The organism is Balneolales bacterium ANBcel1 (assembly GCA_029688905.1).
In the GTDB taxonomy this organism is placed as follows: Bacteria; Bacteroidota; Rhodothermia; order Balneolales; family Natronogracilivirgulaceae; genus SLLW01.
On sequence record JARULB010000007.1, the window covers coordinates 142,536 to 162,370 of the forward strand.

Annotated in this window: 18 protein-coding genes; 5 read left to right on the top strand and 13 right to left on the bottom strand. The window is 50.9% G+C overall.

Going from position 1 to position 19,835, the window contains the following annotated elements:
- Positions 1-5: 5 nt before the first annotated feature.
- From QA596_10785 to QA596_10820, 8 genes are all read right to left on the bottom strand, one after another.
- Positions 6-1,352, bottom strand: coding sequence for a replication-associated recombination protein A (locus QA596_10785; GenBank protein MDG5767950.1), 1,347 nt, complete (start codon positions 1,350-1,352; stop codon positions 6-8).
- 25 nt (positions 1,353-1,377) lie between these two features.
- A complete protein-coding gene (locus QA596_10790; GenBank protein ID MDG5767951.1) occupies positions 1,378-1,677 on the bottom strand; it encodes a metalloregulator ArsR/SmtB family transcription factor in 300 nt (99 codons plus the stop codon).
- Positions 1,678-1,850: 173 nt separating this feature from the next.
- On the bottom strand, positions 1,851-3,608 hold the full coding sequence (locus QA596_10795; GenBank protein ID MDG5767952.1) for a solute carrier family 26 protein: 1,758 nt from the start codon (positions 3,606-3,608) through the stop codon (positions 1,851-1,853).
- Between the two features lie 212 nt (positions 3,609-3,820).
- Positions 3,821-5,248, bottom strand: coding sequence for a rhodanese-like domain-containing protein (locus tag QA596_10800; protein ID MDG5767953.1), 1,428 nt, complete (start codon positions 5,246-5,248; stop codon positions 3,821-3,823).
- A gap of 44 nt (positions 5,249-5,292) precedes the next feature.
- Positions 5,293-5,709, bottom strand: coding sequence for a YeeE/YedE thiosulfate transporter family protein (locus QA596_10805; GenBank protein MDG5767954.1), 417 nt, complete (start codon positions 5,707-5,709; stop codon positions 5,293-5,295).
- Between the two features lie 26 nt (positions 5,710-5,735).
- Complete coding sequence (locus tag QA596_10810; GenBank protein ID MDG5767955.1) at positions 5,736-6,296, bottom strand: YeeE/YedE thiosulfate transporter family protein; 561 nt, start codon at positions 6,294-6,296, stop codon at positions 5,736-5,738.
- Between the two features lie 487 nt (positions 6,297-6,783).
- Complete coding sequence (locus QA596_10815; protein MDG5767956.1) at positions 6,784-7,221, bottom strand: hypothetical protein; 438 nt, start codon at positions 7,219-7,221, stop codon at positions 6,784-6,786.
- Positions 7,222-7,992: 771 nt separating this feature from the next.
- Positions 7,993-8,610 carry an energy transducer TonB gene (locus tag QA596_10820; protein MDG5767957.1) on the bottom strand — a complete coding sequence of 206 codons (618 nt, stop codon included), beginning with the start codon at positions 8,608-8,610 and terminating at the stop codon, positions 7,993-7,995.
- 123 nt (positions 8,611-8,733) lie between these two features.
- Between QA596_10820 and QA596_10825 the strand changes: the two genes are divergently transcribed.
- The 5 genes from QA596_10825 (at position 8,734) to queD (ending at position 14,052) form a co-directional block, all read left to right on the top strand.
- A complete protein-coding gene (locus tag QA596_10825) occupies positions 8,734-9,234 on the top strand; it encodes a hypothetical protein (protein MDG5767958.1) in 501 nt (166 codons plus the stop codon).
- A gap of 18 nt (positions 9,235-9,252) precedes the next feature.
- Positions 9,253-10,620, top strand: a complete 1,368-nt coding sequence (gene hemN / locus QA596_10830) for an oxygen-independent coproporphyrinogen III oxidase (protein MDG5767959.1) — start codon at positions 9,253-9,255, stop codon at positions 10,618-10,620.
- A gap of 109 nt (positions 10,621-10,729) precedes the next feature.
- Positions 10,730-11,611: a universal stress protein gene (locus tag QA596_10835; GenBank protein ID MDG5767960.1), complete on the top strand. Its 882-nt coding sequence runs from the start codon at positions 10,730-10,732 to the stop codon at positions 11,609-11,611.
- Between the two features lie 53 nt (positions 11,612-11,664).
- Positions 11,665-13,578: a glutamate-cysteine ligase family protein gene (locus QA596_10840; GenBank protein ID MDG5767961.1), complete on the top strand. Its 1,914-nt coding sequence runs from the start codon at positions 11,665-11,667 to the stop codon at positions 13,576-13,578.
- A gap of 111 nt (positions 13,579-13,689) precedes the next feature.
- Positions 13,690-14,052, top strand: coding sequence for a 6-carboxytetrahydropterin synthase QueD (gene queD, locus QA596_10845; GenBank protein MDG5767962.1), 363 nt, complete (start codon positions 13,690-13,692; stop codon positions 14,050-14,052).
- 215 nt (positions 14,053-14,267) lie between these two features.
- Here the strand turns inward: queD and pdxH are convergent, their stop codons facing one another.
- The 5 genes from pdxH to QA596_10870 all read right to left on the bottom strand — a co-directional run bounded on the left by pdxH (position 14,268) and on the right by QA596_10870 (position 19,818).
- Complete coding sequence (pdxH, locus tag QA596_10850) at positions 14,268-14,975, bottom strand: pyridoxamine 5'-phosphate oxidase (GenBank protein ID MDG5767963.1); 708 nt, start codon at positions 14,973-14,975, stop codon at positions 14,268-14,270.
- A gap of 317 nt (positions 14,976-15,292) precedes the next feature.
- Positions 15,293-15,736 (bottom strand): hypothetical protein, encoded by a 444-nt coding sequence (locus QA596_10855; GenBank protein MDG5767964.1) that lies wholly within the window; start codon positions 15,734-15,736, stop codon positions 15,293-15,295.
- Between the two features lie 36 nt (positions 15,737-15,772).
- A complete protein-coding gene (locus QA596_10860; protein ID MDG5767965.1) occupies positions 15,773-17,353 on the bottom strand; it encodes a BCCT family transporter in 1,581 nt (526 codons plus the stop codon).
- Between the two features lie 299 nt (positions 17,354-17,652).
- Entirely contained in the window at positions 17,653-18,489 is an 837-nt protein-coding gene (locus QA596_10865; GenBank protein MDG5767966.1) for a proline/glycine betaine ABC transporter permease, read from the bottom strand.
- 54 nt (positions 18,490-18,543) lie between these two features.
- Entirely contained in the window at positions 18,544-19,818 is a 1,275-nt protein-coding gene (locus QA596_10870) for a glycine betaine/L-proline ABC transporter ATP-binding protein (protein ID MDG5767967.1), read from the bottom strand.
- Positions 19,819-19,835: the final 17 nt, after the last annotated feature.

Sequence of the window (19,835 nt, forward strand, 5' to 3'; positions counted from 1 at the left end):
TTTTTTTATTTCTTGCTGTCAGTGCCGGTTTGAATCTGCCGGAGCCGTTCCCAGCGCCGCGCCTCCAGCCCCTGATCTCCCGGCTCATACCAGCGCGCACTCTTGAGTGAATCCGGCAGGTACTGCTGCTCCACCCAGTGACCGGGATACAGATGAGGATATTTGTACTGATCCGACGGATTATCACTCTCCATGTAACGCGCCTTTTTCGAATTGGCAGTCTTGTCTCTGAGATGATCCGGCACAGGCCTGGTTCCCTTCTCCCTGTGCTCCTGCGATACTGCAAAAATCGCTCCGGTGCTGTTGCTTTTTGGCGCCAGCGCCAAATGCAGACAGGCATGAGATAAAAAATAGAACCCTTCCGGCATTCCGCACTTCTCAAACGCCTCATGGGCGCTGTTAACAACTGAGAGCGCATGGGGATCGGCCAACCCGACATCCTCTGATGCGAATATGAGCAGACGCCGAAATACAAAATTCGGATCTTCTCCACCCTCCAGCATGGCGGTCATCCAGTAAAGCGAAGCATCCGGATCAGACCCGCGCAGCGATTTGATCATTGCCGAGGCAAAATGATAATGCTCATCACCGGTGCGGTCGTACCGCAGATAGCGCTTCTGAATGGATTCCCTGGCTACATCCAGATCCACTCTCTTGACGCCATCCTCCCCCTCACTGCTGGTGAGCACCGCCATTTCAAGAGCGTTCAGCGCATGGCGGATATCACCGCCTGAATACTCGGTAAAATAGTCGAGCGCCTCCCCCGTAACGGTGACCGAATACGCCCCAAGTCCACGCTCCCTGTCGGCAAGTGCCCGCTCAAGCAGCAATCGGACATCCCCGGCATCGAACGGATGCAGCTCGAAAAGCTGACAGCGTGAGAGCAGGGGTCCGACCAGCGAATAGAACGGATTAAGTGTGGTTGCACCGATCAGCGTGATCAATCCGGATTCGATATGAGGCAGCAGCGCGTCCTGTTGCGCCTTGTTCCAGCGGTGAATCTCATCCACAAAAAGAATGGTTTTCTTGTGATAGAGTTTTTGCAACTCCCCCGCCTTGTGCACCACCTCGCGAAACTCTTTTACCCCGTCAAGTACCGCGTTAAGAATCACAAAGTCCGCGTCAATTTCCCTGGAAATAACATGTGCCAGCGTGGTTTTACCACTGCTCGGCGGACCGTAAAAAATCATGGATCCAATCCGGCCGCTTTCAATCATCCGACGCAACAGCTTTCCCTCTCCGATCAGATGCGACTGACCCGCATACTCCTCTACCGAAACAGGGCGCATCCTTGTAGCCAGAGGCCCACTCTTCATACTCCTGCCCTTCTCCGAGTCGTCGAACAGATCCATAGTAACGCGTCCGTAATTCAGTGCGCTATTGTGTGCTGCAGCGCTCCATAATCTCAATGATCTGGGTTATCTGGCGATGCTTCAATTCATAACGCATATTCTTGCCTTCTCTTGTCGAAATCAGCACCCCCTTGTTCTTGAGTATTCCAAGATGATGCGAAGCAACCGCCTGCTCCACGTCAAGCTTCTCGTGTATTTCGGATACCGACAGCTTCTCGTGCTCTTCCAGCAGCTCAATGATCGCGATTCTGAGCGGATGAGCTATAGCCTTCAGTATTGAAGCACATTTTTCAAGTTTAAAAACGCCTGTTTTTGCATCCAGCATCAGCTTATCCTTTTGTATTAAAATATATACATATCATATATATGAAATATATAGTTTCCTGACTATAAATCAAAATAACCGGTGACTGCAGGACGGCTACCAATTATTACACCATTACGAAGCTTCCATTTCAGCTTCCTATCAGGCCAACGGCTGTAGACGGAATCCGGCCGTTACACTCTTTGCCCCTCCTCTTTGAAGAAGGAATCGATAGCATCCTGAATTTCAAGATGTGTGAAGGGGTTCGAAACCGTGCCATCACCGGTGGCAGATTTTGGCTCCAGTCGTTTCATCTCGAGCGGATCTTCACCGTTTTCGGGAGACTCCGATCCGAAATCGCATCGCGTGAGCATATCCCGAACCGGGCCGTGTACTGCTGCAAAACGGAGTGATACTCCCTCGCTATCCAGCTCTTCCTTCAGCTCCATCAGCATGTGTACCCCGGTGGTATCGATGGAGTTGATACCGGAGGCATCCAGCACCAGCAGTCTGAGATCCGGTTTCTTCGCGGCTGCAAAACGTATCACCGTTTCCTTGAAGAAATCGGCATTTGCATAAAACAGAGGTGCGTCAAAACGGATGACCAGGATGTCGTCCCTGTCGCGGGCATCGCTGAAGCGCGCCAGGTTCCGGTAAAGCCTGGTCCCGGGAAGTTGTCCGAGGCGGGCCACATGGGGTTTGCTGCTGTGGTAGATCACCACTCCCAAAGAGGCAACCACACCGGTCAAAATTCCCTGTTCAATGCCAACAAAAAGTGTCACCAGAAACGTGACGGCCATCATAGCGAAATCATCTTTCCTGGCCTTCCAAAGAAACCGCATTTCGCCGGTATCAATCAGGCCGAGCACTGCGGTAACAATGATGGCGCCGAGTACTGCATTGGGCAGATAGTAAAACAACGGAGTAAGAAAAAGCAGGGTTAGTCCCACCAGCAGCGCACTGATAATGCTTGCCATTCCCGATTTGGCCCCGGCCTGGTCGTTTACCGCCGAACGCGAGAATCCTCCCGTAACCGGAAATGCCTGAAAAAAGGAGCCGCCCAGATTGGCACTTCCGAGGGCTACCAGTTCCTGATTGGCATCCAGTTTATAATCGCGGTGGCGGGCCTGAATGGAGCGGGCAACGGCGATGGATTCCATGAATCCTACCAGGGAGATGGCAACAGCCATGGGCAGCAGGCTGTAGACCGCATCCATCCCGATCTCGGGAATACCAAAGCCGGGCAACCCTGTGGGAACTTCGCCAATGATTCCGATCCCGGCCCGATCCCATCCTGTAAGCGCGATGATTCCTATGCCCGCCGCTACAACAACAAGCGCTGCCGGCAGACGGCGATTCCATCGCTTTAGGCCCATGAGGACTGCGATGGCGCCCAGGCCCAGGGCTGCAGTCCCGGGGTGGATATCCGACCGCATCCGAATGATATCGAATATGGTCTGATGGATATGCTTCGAGCTCTCTATCGGGATACCCAAAATATTGTGCGCCTGACTGAATGCGATGATCAGTGCCGTTGCCGCGACAAATCCGGTTATGACCGGATGGGAGAGAAAGTTCACCAGAAAGCCCATCCTGAACAGGCCCATGCCAATCTGGATGACGCCCACCATGAACGCCAGCAAAATGGCAAGCTGGATATACTCATTGCTCCCAGGCTCCGCCAAATCAGCTACGCCCGCCGCAACCAGGAGAGCCACAACGGCAACCGGACCAACACCCAACTGCCGAGACGTGCCCATCACACCGTAGATAAACAACGGTACCAGCGCAGCATACAGTCCGTATACCGGAGGAAGCCCGGCAATAAGCGCATACGCCATTGCCTGGGGAATCAGCATGACGCCAACGGTCAGACCCGCCGCCAGGTCGCCTTTAAGCATTCCCGAATGATACTCGGGCAGCCAGGACAATATGGGAAGATATCGTTTCACTTCAATTGCGTGTGTCAGGAATTGGCACGCCAATATCTCGGAACATGGCGCCGCATCCCTTGTATTATTTTGTGATTCCGTTTTCTTCCGGCCGGGCAGATAAGCCGCTGCAAAGGCGACTATCAACCATTCTGCCCGGAAACCGGAGCTTAAAGGGGAAAAAAGGGCCCCGGGAATTCAGCCCGGAGCCCACAAAACAAACGGCGGCTTAATCAGCCGGCAATCGTTTCATTATTATTGAACCAGGCGGCAAAGTCACCATCAACATAGGCAACTTCGTGGCCGAATCTCTGGACCAGTGCGGCCGCAACTGCCGATCTTCCACCCGCTGAGCAGTGGACATATACGGTTTTTCCATTGGGCTCCACCTCATCGATGCGTTCAAGGAGGCGGGTATGCGGGATGTTTTTCGCACCCTCGATATGCCCCTCGGCAAACTCCGATGCTTTACGAACATCCAGCACGTAGGAGTCATCCTCAAACAGCTTGTTGCCATCCTCCTGGAAGTTAAGGTGAGGAATCGCTGTTGCCGCACTGTTAGCGTCGAGCCACTGCTCGTACTCCCCGACAGGGATGTAACCCTCGATTTTGTCCAGACCGACATTAATCAGGTCACGCACAGCATCCTCGAGGTTTTCCTCGTCGATCACCAGGTAGATCGGTTGCTCTTCGGTGACATAGGAACCGGCAGTGGTATTGAACTGCTTGTCGAGTGGTGAGAAGATTGCGCCCTTCAGATGCCCGTTCATGAACGCTTCCCGGCCGCGTGTGTCGATGAGCGCTACTTCGCGATTGTTCTCAAACCCGGAGAGTTGGGAAACATCCGTCTTGGGAGGGATGGGGAGTCCGCCAAGGACTGGTGGACCCATTTTATTATCCCGCTTCATCTGCTTAAAATAGAGCGGGGGCTCAGGCTGCCCTTCCAGAATGAAGTTCACGAAATTCTCCTCCGAACTGGCTTCACGCAATGAGGCGTTGAAGTTCATTTCGTAGCCGACCGTACTTTTAGGCACGGCCCCCAAAGCCTTGCCGCATGCGCTGCCGGCTCCGTGTCCGGGCCAGACCTGCATATACTCCGGCATGGTTTTGAATTTCTCAAGCGACTTGTAGAGCGTCTGTGCGGAAGGTTTCATGACGTCCTTCATGCCTGCGGCCGACTCCAGCAGATCCGGACGACCCACATCACCCACAAACACAAAATCTCCGGTAGTCACACCCATGGGCTTGTCAGCACCGCCTCCTTTGTCTGTAACCGAGAAAATCAGGTGCTCGGGCGTGTGTCCCGGTGTGTGGATGGCGCGGATTTCGATATTCCCTATCATGAACGTATCGCCATCCTTGAGCAGCTCGTAATTGTAATCGCTGCCAATCAGCCATTCGTACTTCCAGTCGGCATCGCCCTCGTCGGAAGCGTACACTTTTACTCCCCGCTCGGCCAGTTCCCGGAGTCCGGAAATATAGTCGGCATGAATGTGCGTATCGGCGCCTGCCGTGATGTTCAGCTTCTCCTTTTCCGCAATATCATAGTACTGCTGGACATCCCGCATGGGATCAATCACAACGGTTTCACCGGTTTTCTGGCAACCGATCATATATGAGTATTGCGCGAGTTTTGGATCGAAGATTTGACGGAAAAACATGGTTATCTCCTTTTTTGGTTGTTATTTATGAAGTTCTTTATCGTTTAATGGGGAAGGCTCTCACGGAACGCACCGTAAACATAGGTTCCTGCCAGCGCCGCCAGAATGGGTACTATAAAAATCGTGATACCACTTCCGAAAAGGGCAAAAAGCGGGGCGGGACATGCACCGGTGAAGGCCCACCCAAATCCAAACAGGGTACCACCGATCACATATCGTTTCTTCTGTGTGAAGTCTTTTGGCGGAATGCTAATCGGGGCACCTTCCTTGTCCCTCAGATTCCATTTTTTGATGATTTGTATTGAAATCATTGCTACCAGCACGGCGCTGCCCAGCACACCGTACATGTGAAAATCCTGGAATCGAAACATTTCCTGGATGCGGAACCAGGATATTACCTCGGCTTTCGTCAGTATGAAGCCGAACAGAACGCCTACAATCAGATACTTGATGTAATTCATAGTAATAAACCGTTGAATTTTGGGGATTAAAAGATCAGGGGATAGAGAAGGTGGGTGACGATGAGTCCCCCGATAAAAAAGCTTACCGCTGCGGTAACCGAAGCCAGCTGCAGGTTGGAAATACCGCTGATGGCGTGGCCGGAAGTGCATCCGCCGGCATACCTTGCACCGAACCCTACCAGAAAGCCGCCGAGTACCATTACAATGAGCCCCTGAGCCGTTAGAAGATTGCCCCATGAAAATATATCAGAGGGGACGAATCCCGAAAAATCAGTTACTCCCAGGTACTGCAAATCAGCTATCGTTGAAGCCGACAAAGCGATGGGTTCCGGATTCTGGAATACATATCCACCGAGGAATCCTCCGATAAAGACTCCAAGAACCAGAACCAGGTTCCACATTCCCTCGGACTTCCAGTCATATTTGAAAAAAGGAATGTTGCCGGGCACGCATGCCGCACATGTGTGCCTGAGGCTTGAGGAGATTCCAAATTGCTTGTTGCCCAGAAAGAGCAGCAGGGGAACAAATAACCCGATAACGGGACCGGCCACATACCAGGGCCAGGGCTGTGTTAACAATTCAAACATATCATATCCTGTTTGGTGATAATTGATATTAGAAATAAGCGCATTCTGTCTTCATTGATAATATACATATATAAATATCTATATGTCAAGCAATGCAAGCTATCATCCGGTTAGATTTTCTTAATTATTTACCCTTGCTCGTACACCGGCAGACGGATCACAGCCGATAACCGGGGAGCCGGAGGAGTGTTTCAAAGAATGAGTCTCGTTCCCTTATGTTGTATGGAAATTCACTTTACAGATCCACCCCGGCCGACTGGAAGTACCGGCCGACACGTTCTATAATTACGTAACATGCGAAAATTAGGAGCTGTTCCCTGTCCTGTTCTTTGTGGCGATCACTCAAGTTGATGAATCTTGAGCGGGATCAGGATAATATAACCTGATATCTTCATTGAAAAAGAGGATAAGCACACTATGGTGCTATAAGAGCGTTTCTGAACCGTTCTTAAATTGGGACAGGATCTCTTTGCGTATAATTGAGGCTTTACGCGTTTTCTACTGCTACTTTTTTCATTTTCCCAGAAGCAACATTCAGTGAGAGATCATTAACAGAACAGGTGAGCCAGGTTTCACCGGTATTTCCCCAGGAAATATCCAGATCCGGCAGCATTTGGCCATTGCGTTTGCTCCATCGCCTGACAGTCACAACCCAGGGAAGCCTGGGACCATCCAGCCCGGGACGAAGTGCCGAGAACTCACTTGCCAGCCCGGTCCTGGCATCAAACCGGATCGAAGCTTTCTCCCGGCTTTCCCGAACCGGCAAGACCATTTGCACACGCCCCGCTTTTCCGTTGGCCGACCAGCCAATTTGCCGGTTTTCATTCCAAACGGAGGGCATAAGCAGCGACTCTGTCCACATCAATATTAGCTGGCTGACATCCGTTTTGGGGCCCATCGACAATACTTTTTTCAATCCTTTCATACGGATTGTTCCGGTTTTATTCAGATAAGACTCTGTCCCGCGAACGATGGGTAATCCATACCACAACAATTCAAACTCTCTGTAAAAGTTCTTGCCCGGAATACTCCATGTCCTGAAACGGAAGGGTACCTGCAAAAACCGGTACTTCAATCGGCCGGTTCCATTGTAAACAGCGGTCCGAACTACCGGCACATGCTCACCATACATACATGTCAGGCATTCTTTAATACCTGCCGGCAGTTCATTTGAAACCGGCTTGGCAACGGTTTCGATCTCATTTTCCGATTCCTGAGCATCATCAGGAGCATAAAGAAATCCTCCCAGTACAACGCCTGCCAATAACACAAAACCAAGTAAAATCAATACAATCAATGTCATCTATAATTCATTTCGAAGGTGCAGTAAAATACAATGCTACATGTTGTGCAATACCAATGCAGAAGCGACTGTGACCATACTAAATCTGCAATGCATTGTTAAATAGTCTCACTACAAATAACGTTCCAAAACAGGGACGAGAATAAAAATACTTTTTTCATTACATGGATCAGGAGATCTCTGCCTCTGAATATTTTGTTGCAGATGAACCGAAAAACAAAACATCTCTTGACTTGGCGGTGATAAAAACGGTTAAATTTCCGACTTTCTGACCCCAGTGTGAAGTAATAAATAAAACGACGCTTCTGAATAAAAAATAATTCAGACAAAAAAAGCTGCCTGCCGAATTTGGCAAGCAGCTCTTCTATACACTCAGTTTGCAAGACTGACGGATCAGCTGGACAACCGGAAGGTAATGGGCAGGGAATAGCGAACCCGAACCGGTCGACCGCGCTGACGTCCCGGCTCAAACTCCACTTGCTTCACGGCTTCGATTGCTGCTTCATCGCATCCACCTCCGATGCCTCTGACCACTACGGGGTCGACAACCTGGCCATTTTCATCGATAATAAACTGTACAACCACCCGGCCTTCGATTCCGGCCTGGCGTGCCAGTTCCGGATACCTGAGGTGCTCATATATGGCCTGCATTCCGCCCTTCAATTGAGGCATATCCTCCACAATGGTAAAAACTTCCGGCTCCTCATCCTCTTCATCGTCTTCCGGGGGAGGCGGAGGGGGCATATCCATCGGAGCATCCAGATCCAGCTCCGTATCCAGATCAAAAAACTGATCCTCAATGATCTCATCATCCGGAACCGGTTCCGGAGACGGCGGACGTGGTGGCGGAGGCGGAGTCACTTCCTGCTCCGTCTGAACGATCTCCTCCATTTCGATCACTTCCTGTTCTCTTTCCGTTATCTCAAATTCACCTCCGGGCTGCAGGTTTATGCGAAACAAGGTGATCAACACCAACAATGTTACGATAAAACCAATCTGCAAATTGATCATGTAATACTTGTACAGATTTGCCTTGGGCTTTTTGCGCTGCAAGATATTCATTGTTCAAACTCCCTGGCCTTCCGAAAAGAGACCGCTTTTTTTACATATCTGTTAAAGAATCCTTCATTTGCCATGAAAAATACAAAATTTAAAATGAAGGTACCGCTTTTTTTTGGTATCGCTTTCAGCTGCTATAACCAACAACGTAAACTATTATTTTTATTAATTGTTACAAGAGCCGACCACCATGTCTCCTGCCGTCTTATTTCTTCTGGTAAATCTATGCCATTTCCGGGGCCACGCCGGTCAAAAAAACGATTCCGCGGTGAGATGAATACTTTTCCATCACCCGGCTTGCTCCTGTTAACGCAAGCAAAAAAACGCTTTCCCATCACTAACGTTCAAGATTACCATTTCGTCTGCAAGCGGTCACAGCCAAAAGCAGTTCCGGTTCCTGACAATGGCCGGCATTGCCACGATGTGGTTGACAGTAAAAAACGATATTTTGCAGCATTCTCATCCGAACTCAGGCGTTTTTTTGAAAACCGGAAAAAGGGCAAACCACTCGCTTCTCGCCAGGCAATTCAACACCCCATAATACGTTTCACGATGACTTCCCTGTATTGCGGATAAACCGATTTCTCTTCAACCATGCTAACACCCACTGAACTTGTAGACAAATACAGCCGCCAGGCGCCAAGATATACCTCCTATCCGTCGGCCCTGCACTTTCAGGAGGTCGAGGACCCGGCAGCTGCGGCGGCTTTTATCGAACAAAACAACCGTTCCGCACGTCCGCTGTCTCTCTACATACACATCCCTTTCTGTGCATCCCTTTGCTGGTACTGCGGTTGCACCAGGGTTATTACCCGCCGACCCGGCGACAGCAGCAAATACCTCCGGAACCTGTTTCGTGAAATGGAGGCGATGAGCAAAAAACTCAATCCGGGCCACCGTATCGTGCAGGTTCACTTTGGCGGCGGAACACCCACTTTCCTCACACCGCAAGAGCTTCGGGAAACCGGCGAAAAGCTGCATGACCTCTTTCAGTTCGATGAAGATGTGGAGTTTTCCGTGGAGGTCGATCCCCGTCGCATTTCTGAGGATCACGCGGCCGCACTTGCTGAAATCGGATGTAATCGCGTTTCCATCGGCATCCAGGACATCCACGAAAACGTCCAGGAAGCCATCAACCGGATACAACCGATGGCAGTCAATGAACAGGCGGTGAACTGGTTTCGAAATGCCGGGATTCACCACATCAATGTGGATCTGATCTACGGACTTCCGCTGCAGTCCCTGCAAAGTTTCGAACAAACACTTGAAGCTGTGAAGACTCTGGATCCCGACCGGTTCGCCATATTTCACTACGCGCATGTACCATGGATGATGCCCTCGCAGAAATTGCTGGATCGCTATCCCATGCCGGACGCCCATGAGAAGTTTTCCATGCTCCAGATGATGGTTGGCAACCTCACCCGCTCCGGCTATACATTCATCGGCATGGACCATTTTGCGAAAACCGGAGACGAACTCTCCCGCGCCCGGGAGAACGGCACCCTTCAAAGAAACTTCCAGGGATACAGCACACGGGCCGACACCGACATTTACGGCTTCGGCATGTCCTCCATCTCCCAAATCGCAAACGGGTATCTTCAGTCGATCAAGGATCTCGATGCATACTACGGGTGCATCGAAGCCGGCCGGCTGCCGTATGTCCGTGAATACCGGCTGACGCGCGATGACGAGATCCGCCGCCATACGATTGTCCGGTTGATGTGCGACCTCAAGCTGGATTTCAGCTCAATAAGTGAAACCTGGGGCATTGATGCGGCCTCCTATTTTTCACAGTCTATTGCAGCCCTTGATGATATGGCTTCCGACGGACTCGTGCAAATGCAGAAAGACGGCCTTCAGGTTACACAGACCGGGCGCCTATTTCTCAGAAACATCGCGACTGCATTCGACCTCTACTATGCTTCCGGGGAAAACAGCAACAGGTATTCAAAAACTGTTTGACCCTGTTTGCAGTAGATGGTATATATAATGTATCATATGAGATAACGCTCTGAGTTATACTTCCGTAACTCCGGACAAGTCAATGAAGAACTCCAGATACGATGTTCTAATGAAAAATCCTCGAATTTTAGTACCGACCGATCTGTCGGAGTTAAGCCTTACAGCTTTTGAATCCGCCGGTTACCTTGCGGAAATTCTCGACGGAACGATCATCCCTCTGTATGTTTATCAGCCTGAGAAAGAGGGTACCAGCTTTCCGGTTGCACCTACACCGCCCCGGAAGATCCAGGATATTGAAAAGGATCTGGACGAGAAGGCCCGGAAATTTGTGAGTGAAGAGTTACTTGAGCCATGCATTGTCGCCAAGGGCAAACCGTGGAAAGTCATCATGGAAGAGTCGGAAGATGCCGACATTCTGGTGATGACCACTCATGGCAGGTCCGGTTTTTCGCGGCTGTTTCTGGGTTCGGTCACCGAGCGTGTGGTTCGATTCAGCAAGGCACCGGTACTTCTGGTGGAGAAGGAGTCAAAAATCAAACCGCTGAGCAGTATCCTTCTCACCACTGATTTCTCCGACCACTCGCTTCAGGCATTTGATTACGCCCGGTCCCTGGTCAAGCAAACCGGGGCTCAGATCCATCTCGTGCACCTCATCAGCATGGATCATTTCAAAAAAATCACGGCCTTTGAGAATCAGATCGCCCTCATTCAGGAAAGGCTGCACAGTTGGGTTGACGAATACCTGTCGGATATCCGGTCAAAAATCACCGCTGAGGTACTGCCGGTCGATTCTTCGGTACATGAGGCCATTGTCAAGCTGACCAATCAGAAGAAATACAACCTTGTGGTGATGTCCACACTGGGTCATAGCGGCCTTGAGTACCTCCGGCTTGGAAGCACCGCCGCCAATGTCCTGCGGCTGGTGAAAACCGCCGTGCTGAGTATCAACCCGAAGATGGACGAAGCCATCGGCGATGAACACCGTCAGTAGCCACGCATCCGTTCCATGACGGATGATACTCCTCACGTCTTATTTCCGGGCTTATGGAACCTGTCTCCTCTGCTCAAAATCCGGAGAACCTCCGGACCTTCACCAAGTATTTGATCCGGGACCTCAAGGCGCTCGAACAGATGCTTGCGGATGATATGTTTGAACGGGATACGAAGCGTATCGGTGCCGAGCAGGAGTTGTTCATCATCGACCGGGCCAGTCGTCCCCACCCCGTCAACACCCAGGTGCTGGAGGATATCAATCACCCCCACTTTACCCATGAGTTGGCACGGTTCAACCTGGAATTCAACCTGGATCCGCTAACCTTCGGGGGGAACTGCCTGAAGGAACTCGACAACCAGCTCAAGTCCCATGTCAAAAAGAGCCGGGAAGCGGCGGAGCTGCACAAGGGGGAAATACTGCTGACCGGATCGCTGACAACCATCAAAAAGTCGGATCTGGGCCTGGAGAACCTCACTCCCCTGCCACGCTACTACATGCTCAACGATGCGCTCACCCGTGTAAGGGGAGCAGAGCACGAGCTGAAAATCAAAGGGGCCGACGAGCTTCATGTCAAGCACGACTCCGTGATGATGGAATCCTGCAACACCAGTTTCCAAATTCATTTTCAGGTATCTCGCGACGACTTTGCGCGCCTCCACAACATCGCGCAGCTGGTCACCGCGCCGGTGCTGGCCGTTGCCGCCAACTCGCCCTTCCTTTTCGGAAAACAGCTCTTGCATGAAACACGTATCGCCGTTTTTCAGCAATCCATTGACAACCGGAAGGCGGAGGATTTTGTTAATGAGCGCAAACCCAGGGTACAGTTCGGTTCCGACTGGGTCCATGAGTCGGTGATGGAGATTTTCAGGGAGGACATTGCCCGCTTCCGGGTGTTATTTGCCACAGACGACATAGAAGATCCGTTTAAAGCACTGGAAGCCGGCCGGGTTCCCAAACTTGACGCACTCCAGTTGTTCAATGGCACCATTTACCGGTGGAATCGTCCGTGTTACGGTATCACCGGCGGGAAACCGCACCTTCGTATTGAAAACCGCGTACTGCCGTCCGGGCCGACCGTGGTGGATGAGGTGGCAAACGCCGCATTCTGGCTGGGTCTGATGGCGGGCGTATCTTCCGGGTACGACGACATCACCCGGCTGATCTCCTTTAAGGAGGTGGAGTCCAATTTTCTGAATGCAGCCCGGCAGGGCCTGCTCTCCCAGATCAAATGGATCGACGGAGGCAGCTATCCGGTACAGGAGCTGGTCTTGAACGAATTGCTTCCGATTGCCCGGCAGGGCCTGGCACAACACAATATTGACGAGGAAGACATCGACTGTTATCTGGGGATTATTCAGGAACGGACCAAAAGCGGGCGAAACGGCGCAATATGGCAACTGGAGTCGTATCTCAACCTTGATGACATCTGGAGCCGCAACGAAAAAATGACGGCGATTGCGGATGCCACCCTGAAACATCAGAAAACGGGCAAGCCGGTTCACACCTGGCCCAAAGCCACCGTCGTCCGAAAGAATCGCTGGGAGAAGGCGTTTGCCACAGTGGGCCAGTTCATGACCACCGACATCTTCACCCTGAATGAAGACGATATCATCGACCTGGCCGCCAACGTCATGGAATGGCAGAGGATTCGACATATCCCCGTGGAGAACCGGGAGCATCAGCTGGTGGGAATGGTTACCTACCGATCGATGATCAGTACCCTGAACAACATCATCGCACGAAACCTCGACCACGCCAATGTGTCGGTGAGTAACATCATGGACCGAGAAGTTGTAACCGCCTCGCCTGCAACCCCTTCCACGGAAGCCATAGAACTGATGCAGAACAACGATATCTCCAGCCTCCCCGTTGTGGAAAACGGAAAACTGGTGGGCATCGTAACCGAGTACGACTTTACCCGCATCGCCGCCGAACTGTTAAAAGACCGCCTCAAGAAACGTTAACTCCGATTCTGTTCCTAAACGTGGCCACCACCCCGGCTCTTGGGAAGCGAAGGCACCATATGGTGTTTAGTCACAATTCCGTATCTTTGGGCAACAAATAAAAACGGACAGATGGAGATTTACAAGGAATTTCAGTTTGAAGCGGCGCATTATTTGCCCAATTTACCCGAGAGCCACAAATGCCGCAGGCTCCATGGCCACTCCTACCGGGTGCGCCTGTACATAAAAGGCCCCATCGACCCGGAGATTGGCTGGGTCAAGGACTTTTCAGATATCAAAAAGGCGTTTTCTCCGGTGTACGAGCAGCTGGATCACTACCTGCTCAACGACATCGAGGGGCTTGAGAACCCGACCAGCGAGAATCTGGCCCTGTGGATTTGGGAGAAGACCCTGCCGCTGCTGCCGGAGCTCTCCCGGATCGAGGTAAAAGAGACATGCACTACCGGATGTGTCTATGCCGGAGAAGATTCCTGAACCGGCCGGGCTCACTTTCCTGAATCCGGCAAGGCAGTTCGGTAAATACAGGGACCGGATTCCAAAGCAAGCTTGCAACTTCCTTCCACCTTGATTTCTCTTATAGAAGAGGGCAACGCACTACCCTGAGCAATCAGCTGCCAGTCCTTTCCTTGGTCTGCCGGAGTGTCATGCTAACAAAAACGAATTCAGAAGATATCTTTCGAAAAACAGGATCAGGGTGCCAGGCGCCTGATGGTCCATCGACCGTTTCCGGCAGGCAGATATTCGAGTCGATCGTGCAGCCGGTTAATGCGACCCTGCCAGAACTCGAAACGCTCGGGCCTCACCAGATATCCTCCCCAGGTATCGGGCCGTGAAATTTCCTCACCTTCCAACTCGCGCCGCACCTCCTCCACCCGTTTCTCCAGTTCCGACCTGGAGACGAGCACTTTGCTTTGCGGCGAAGCAACGGCACTTATCCGGCTGGAAACCGGGCGGCTTCGGAAGTAGGCGTCCGACTGCGACTCCGGCACCTTTTCGGCCACGCCTTCAATGCAGACCTGGCGAACAAGATCAGGCCATTGAAACGTCAGCGCCACATGCGGGTTCTTCATAATCTGGAGCGATTTACGGCTTTCGTAATTCGTATAGAAAACGATTCCGTCATCATCGAACCCTTTCATGAGTACCGTTCTTGCCGATGGGCGGCCGTTATCATCAGCTGTGGAAAGCACCATGGCGTTGGGGTCATCCCTGATAATTCCGGCCGCTTCTTCGAACCAAAGTTCAAACTGTTGGATGGGATTCGGACTCACGCTCTTTTCTTCGAGAGGTTTTCCCTGATACTCCCTCCGCAGCATTGCCACAGACTGGCGCGCAAATTTCATGGGCTTACGCACTTCATCCCTGGCCGGCATCCACCTTTTTATAAATCGTATCACGCTCACTATACCATTTTAGATGTGCTGAATTTGTAGAAAAACCGCTTCATGCCACAAAATATCCAATGCCCTCACATTTGGTGGCAGCCTTGCCACTCAGGAATTGCAGCCTGAAAAAACGGGCAATACGAAAAATATGGACATTACCCTGTAATTCCAGATCAAAAAAAAGAGCCCTTCCGAAATATATCGAAATGGCTCTAAAAAACCGTCTGCGAAGCATGTGTATAGCCAGGCCTTTTGAGGAAAACGTAGTTACCCGTCAATTCGCATTATGGCTCATCAGCAGGCCTGGCCAGGTGACGGCGTCCAGCTTGTTACAGGTTCCATTGCATATGCCGCTTATATTGATGCAGGAACTCTTCGATGATTTGATCCTTGTTGTAGTTGGTCACGTCATGATACAACGGACCGTCTTTGAGAAAAACCTCGGCGCGATAATAGTCGCCATTATCATCTCTGAGCGGAAGTACGGGGAACGAGAATTCCTTTTCGCGATAGGGCCGTGACCGTATAGAAAAGAAAAACTCTTCATTTCCCTCATGATAGACCCGGATGGTGGCTGCCATACGCTCCGTCTCCACATCGATATCCCGGCCGTACTCCTTCAGCTCGTCGGCCACTTCTTCAAAAGCGGGTTCCACAATATCATAAATAAACCGTTTGACGCGGAGCTTGCCGTCCGACTCCGCCTCTTTTTTCTTGCTCTTTTGAAGCTCGTGGTCAAAGATCTCCTTCAACGTTTCTTTCCATTCACTCATGATAAACTCCGTTTACATTTCGATTGATCACCAAGGTTATTCTGCCGGTTTGTCTTTATCCGGGGATTCCCGGGTATCTCCGCTTTTGGCCTTGAATGTTTTGCGGCGAACCAGGCGCTCGGTTCCTTCAAGCCGCAGCCCTTTCAGGAGGCTGTAACACATGAGCAGCAGAACAATAGTGAATGGCAGACCAGTACTTATTGCTGCAGTCTGCAAAGCTGCCAGGCCTCCGGCAAGCAGCAGTACGGCAGCAACAGCTCCCTCTGAAACTGCCCAGAATACACGCTGTCCAACGGGAGGGTTGGGATTTCCACCGGAAGCGAGCATATCGATAACCAGCGAACCGGAGTCAGAAGAAGTGACAAAGAAGGTAATGATTACCAGAGTAGCGGCAACGGAAGAAATAGAAGCAAGAGGCAGACCATCCAGCATGGCAAACAGCATTTGCTCGGTAGCCAGTTCGGAGATGCCTGCGCCTTCAAAAATTTCCATACTGAGTGCAGTGTTTCCGAAAACAGTCAGCCAGATAAATGTGAAGGCTGTTGGAACCAGAAGCACTCCGCTTACAAATTCCTGAATGGTTCGGCCTCTGGAAATCCGGGCAATAAACATGCCGACAAAAGGAGACCATGCGATCCACCATCCCCAGTAGAACAGGGTCCAGCCGGCAAGCCAGCCGTCAACACCATCGCCATCAAATGTACCCATCCAGAATGATGACCCTATGAGACTCTGGAGGTAATTTCCGGTATTTTCAACTGTGGCATTCAGGAGATAGATTGTCGGGCCAAAGATAAATACAAAAATTATCAGCCCGATTGCTATGGCAATATTGAAGTTACTCAGCCTCCGTATCCCTTTGTCCAGACCAAGAACAACGGAAACGGTTGCTATAGCCGTAATACCTGCAATCAGCAATATCTGCACCGTAGTTGATATCTCCACGCCAAACAGATATTCCAGACCGGCGTTAACCTGCATTACACCGAGACCCAGAGATGTAGCTACTCCGAACATGGTTCCGAAAATAGCCAGGATGTCAATTACATTGCCTTTCCAGGTGTAAATACCATCGCCAAGAAGCGGATAAAAAGCTGATCGTATGGAAAGAGGAAGTCCCTTTCTGAAATGGAAGTAAGCCAGGGACATACCGACGACAATATACATCCCCCAGGGATGAAATCCCCAGTGGAAGAATGTCAGCCGCATGGCTTCGCGTGCCGCTTGCATAGTCTCACCTTCCATGGTAGGCGGAGCCAGATAATGGAACATCGGCTCTGCCACACTGAAAAAGACCAGTCCGATACCCATACCGGCACTGAAAAGCATGGTAAACCAGGATGCATAGCTGTAATCAGGTTCGGAGTCATCCGGACCCAATTTGATTTTCCCAAAACGGCTGAAAAAGAGAAAAATCACAAAAACCAGAAAGATGGCCATGGCAAGTGTATAAAGCCATCCGAATTGATCAGCGATAAATGCCTGGACGCTTCCAAATAGCTCACCCATGCGATCCGGCATAGTGACACCAAACAAAAGAAATATCAGTATCACCCCGATCGAGATGAAGAAGATGTAGGGGTTGACATCCAGATTTAGTTTTTTATGCAGGGACATTGAACCTCCTTGTTTATTGACCATTTGGGGAGATAGTAAAGATTAAAACTGCCGCTATGCTTCATGAGCGCTCCATACCTGATAGTTTCAGTAAAGCTTCATGCTGTCGACAGTCCCCGGTATTGTATTTACAGTTTTATTCTGGTAAAAAATGGCAGACTGTATGAACATAAAGAAAACCACACAGACCCCAAAGCATTAAAAAAAACAACCACATACCTTATGCGTTTCGACACCTGGGCGGACCATTGCCTGCGGATTCAGATTGTGAGGGACAGGCATTATACCGGCACGGCCCGTCAGGCTTCTTTCTTCTGCTGGCCGAAACCTGCCGTGATCCGGTCCAGGATGATTGCCAGGATGACAACAACCAGGCCTGCTTCAAAACCCTGGCCGACCTGCAGTCGCTGGATTCCTCTCAAAACATCGGCTCCGAGTCCGCCGGCACCAATCATGGCCGCTATCACCACCATGGAGAGTCCGAGCATAATGGACTGGTTGACACCTGCCATAATGGTCGGGGTGGCAACCGGGATCTGGACCTTGAACAGCTTCTGGCTGGTGGTGGCTCCAAAAGCATCCGCCGCTTCCACCAGTTCATGGGGCACCTGGCGGATACCGAGGTTGGTCAGTCGTATGAGGGGAGGCAGGGCAAAGACAAACGTCGCAACAACACCTGGAACAAGACCCAGTCCGAAAAACATCACCGCCGGGATCAGGTAAACAAAGGCCGGCATGGTCTGCATGAAATCCAGGATGGGCCTTACGATTGCGTTGAATCGGTCATTCCTCGATGCCAGTACTCCGAGTGGAAGCCCTACAACCATGACCAGAAGTTCTGCGGTAATCACAAGAGCCAGGGTTTCGACAAATGCCTGCCATAGTCCGATGTTTTCCGAAAGCAGAAGCCCGATTGCCGCAAAGAGGGCGGTACGCCATCCGGCCATATACCAGGTGATCCCGGCGATGATAACGATGAGAATCACAGGATGGAGAGCCATCATCCCGTCTTTGAGATTGTTCACCAGGAAATAGACGAGAGCGCTGAAACCGTCAAATACAGCCGCGTATTCACTTACCAGGTAATCAACGGCATCAGAGATCCAGTCTTTTAACGGAATTCGAAAGGGAAACATAGAATATTTTTCAAAAGGTTAATAATTGAGATCGACAGTGTTCCGGGGTTTCAGTCATTCTTTCTTGTCACCGGCATTTTCAACGGATGACGGGCTGCCATCCTCCGGTTTGTCATCCAGTTCGATTTCATACCCTTCGGAAAGTGCGGCGATGATGGCGCCCCGTACGATCACTCCCATAAGTCTGTTTTCGGAATCCAGAACGGCAATCGGACCATAATCCGATTCGTGGTACACATTGATGACGTCACTCAGCGGCATGTCTTCCTGAACGGTGTACGCTTCACGCATGAGTGACTTGTCAAATGTGGCATCCTCCTCTTTTTTGAAACTTTTCAGATGTTCCGCCAGTTCATCCGCAAGAACATATCCCTTCAGATGTCTTTTTGCATCGGTAACCATGATGCCGGACAAACCATACCGCCGCATTTTCCGTAACATGGTGCGCGGGCCGTCACTGGTAAAGGCGGTTTCTTTGGCAGGCTGCATGATGGTTCCGGCTGTCAGAACGGCTGCTCGATCCATATCCTCAACGAACGCTTTGACATAGTCATTGGCAGGCTTCGATATGATTTCCTCGGCGGAACCAATCTGAACAATGATTCCATCTTTCATAATGGCGATGCGATCGCCGATGCGAAAGGCCTCATCCAGGTCATGCGTAACAAACAGGATGGTTTTTTTCATGCGGGATTGCAGTTCGATCAGTTCATCCTGCATTTGCCGCCGAATAAGCGGATCAAGGGCGCTGAACGCCTCATCCATAAGAAGAATATCGGCATCCACTGCCAGGCCCCGGGCCAGGCCTACCCGTTGCTGCATTCCTCCTGAAAGCTGAGAGGGATAGCTCTCTTCATTCCCTTTGAGACCAACAATTTCGATAATTTTACGGGCCTTTTTCTGTCGCTCCTCTTTGTCAACGCCTTGCAGCTCGAGGCCAAACTCAACATTTCCCAACACGGTTCTGTGAGGCAGTATGGCAAAGTTCTGAAAAACCATCCCGCAGAAATTTTTCCGCCGGAAATCGCGCAGTTCCTGAGAGCCAAGCTTGACGATATCCGTCCCCTTGATTACGATTTCACCCTGGGTTGGTTCATGCAGGCGATTGATCAGGCGCTGGAGAGTCGACTTTCCACTGCCTGAAAGGCCCATGAGCACAAAGGTCTCCCCTTCCCTGACGGAAAAATTGATATTGTGAACACCCACAACCTGCTTGTGTTTCTCAAGAATTTCATCCTTCGACATTCCCTCCTCAAGCGCTTTGATCGCTTTTTGGGGATTATCACCGAAAATCTTGAATAGGTTCCTGACCGTAATTATGTCGCTCATAAATATCCTTGTTTCTG

Excerpts from the sequence above, each read along its gene's own strand:
- QA596_10825 (MDG5767958.1), top strand. The coding sequence starts at position 8,734 with ATGAAAAATACAAAATTTAAAATGAAGGTACCGCTTTTTTTTGGTATC.
- QA596_10800 (MDG5767953.1), bottom strand. The coding sequence starts at position 5,248 with ATGTTTTTCCGTCAAATCTTCGATCCAAAACTCGCGCAATACTCATAT.
- QA596_10835 (MDG5767960.1), top strand. The coding sequence starts at position 10,730 with ATGAAAAATCCTCGAATTTTAGTACCGACCGATCTGTCGGAGTTAAGC.
- QA596_10840 (MDG5767961.1), top strand. The coding sequence starts at position 11,665 with ATGGAACCTGTCTCCTCTGCTCAAAATCCGGAGAACCTCCGGACCTTC.
- QA596_10785 (MDG5767950.1), bottom strand. The coding sequence starts at position 1,352 with ATGGATCTGTTCGACGACTCGGAGAAGGGCAGGAGTATGAAGAGTGGG.
- QA596_10860 (MDG5767965.1), bottom strand. The coding sequence starts at position 17,353 with ATGTCCCTGCATAAAAAACTAAATCTGGATGTCAACCCCTACATCTTC.
- QA596_10870 (MDG5767967.1), bottom strand. The coding sequence starts at position 19,818 with ATGAGCGACATAATTACGGTCAGGAACCTATTCAAGATTTTCGGTGAT.
- QA596_10805 (MDG5767954.1), bottom strand. The coding sequence starts at position 5,709 with ATGAATTACATCAAGTATCTGATTGTAGGCGTTCTGTTCGGCTTCATA.
- QA596_10820 (MDG5767957.1), bottom strand. The coding sequence starts at position 8,610 with ATGATCAATTTGCAGATTGGTTTTATCGTAACATTGTTGGTGTTGATC.
- hemN (MDG5767959.1), top strand. The coding sequence starts at position 9,253 with ATGCTAACACCCACTGAACTTGTAGACAAATACAGCCGCCAGGCGCCA.
- QA596_10855 (MDG5767964.1), bottom strand. The coding sequence starts at position 15,736 with ATGAGTGAATGGAAAGAAACGTTGAAGGAGATCTTTGACCACGAGCTT.
- QA596_10865 (MDG5767966.1), bottom strand. The coding sequence starts at position 18,489 with ATGTTTCCCTTTCGAATTCCGTTAAAAGACTGGATCTCTGATGCCGTT.
- QA596_10810 (MDG5767955.1), bottom strand. The coding sequence starts at position 6,296 with ATGTTTGAATTGTTAACACAGCCCTGGCCCTGGTATGTGGCCGGTCCC.
- QA596_10815 (MDG5767956.1), bottom strand. The coding sequence starts at position 7,221 with ATGAAAGGATTGAAAAAAGTATTGTCGATGGGCCCCAAAACGGATGTC.
- QA596_10790 (MDG5767951.1), bottom strand. The coding sequence starts at position 1,677 with ATGCTGGATGCAAAAACAGGCGTTTTTAAACTTGAAAAATGTGCTTCA.
- queD (MDG5767962.1), top strand. The coding sequence starts at position 13,690 with ATGGAGATTTACAAGGAATTTCAGTTTGAAGCGGCGCATTATTTGCCC.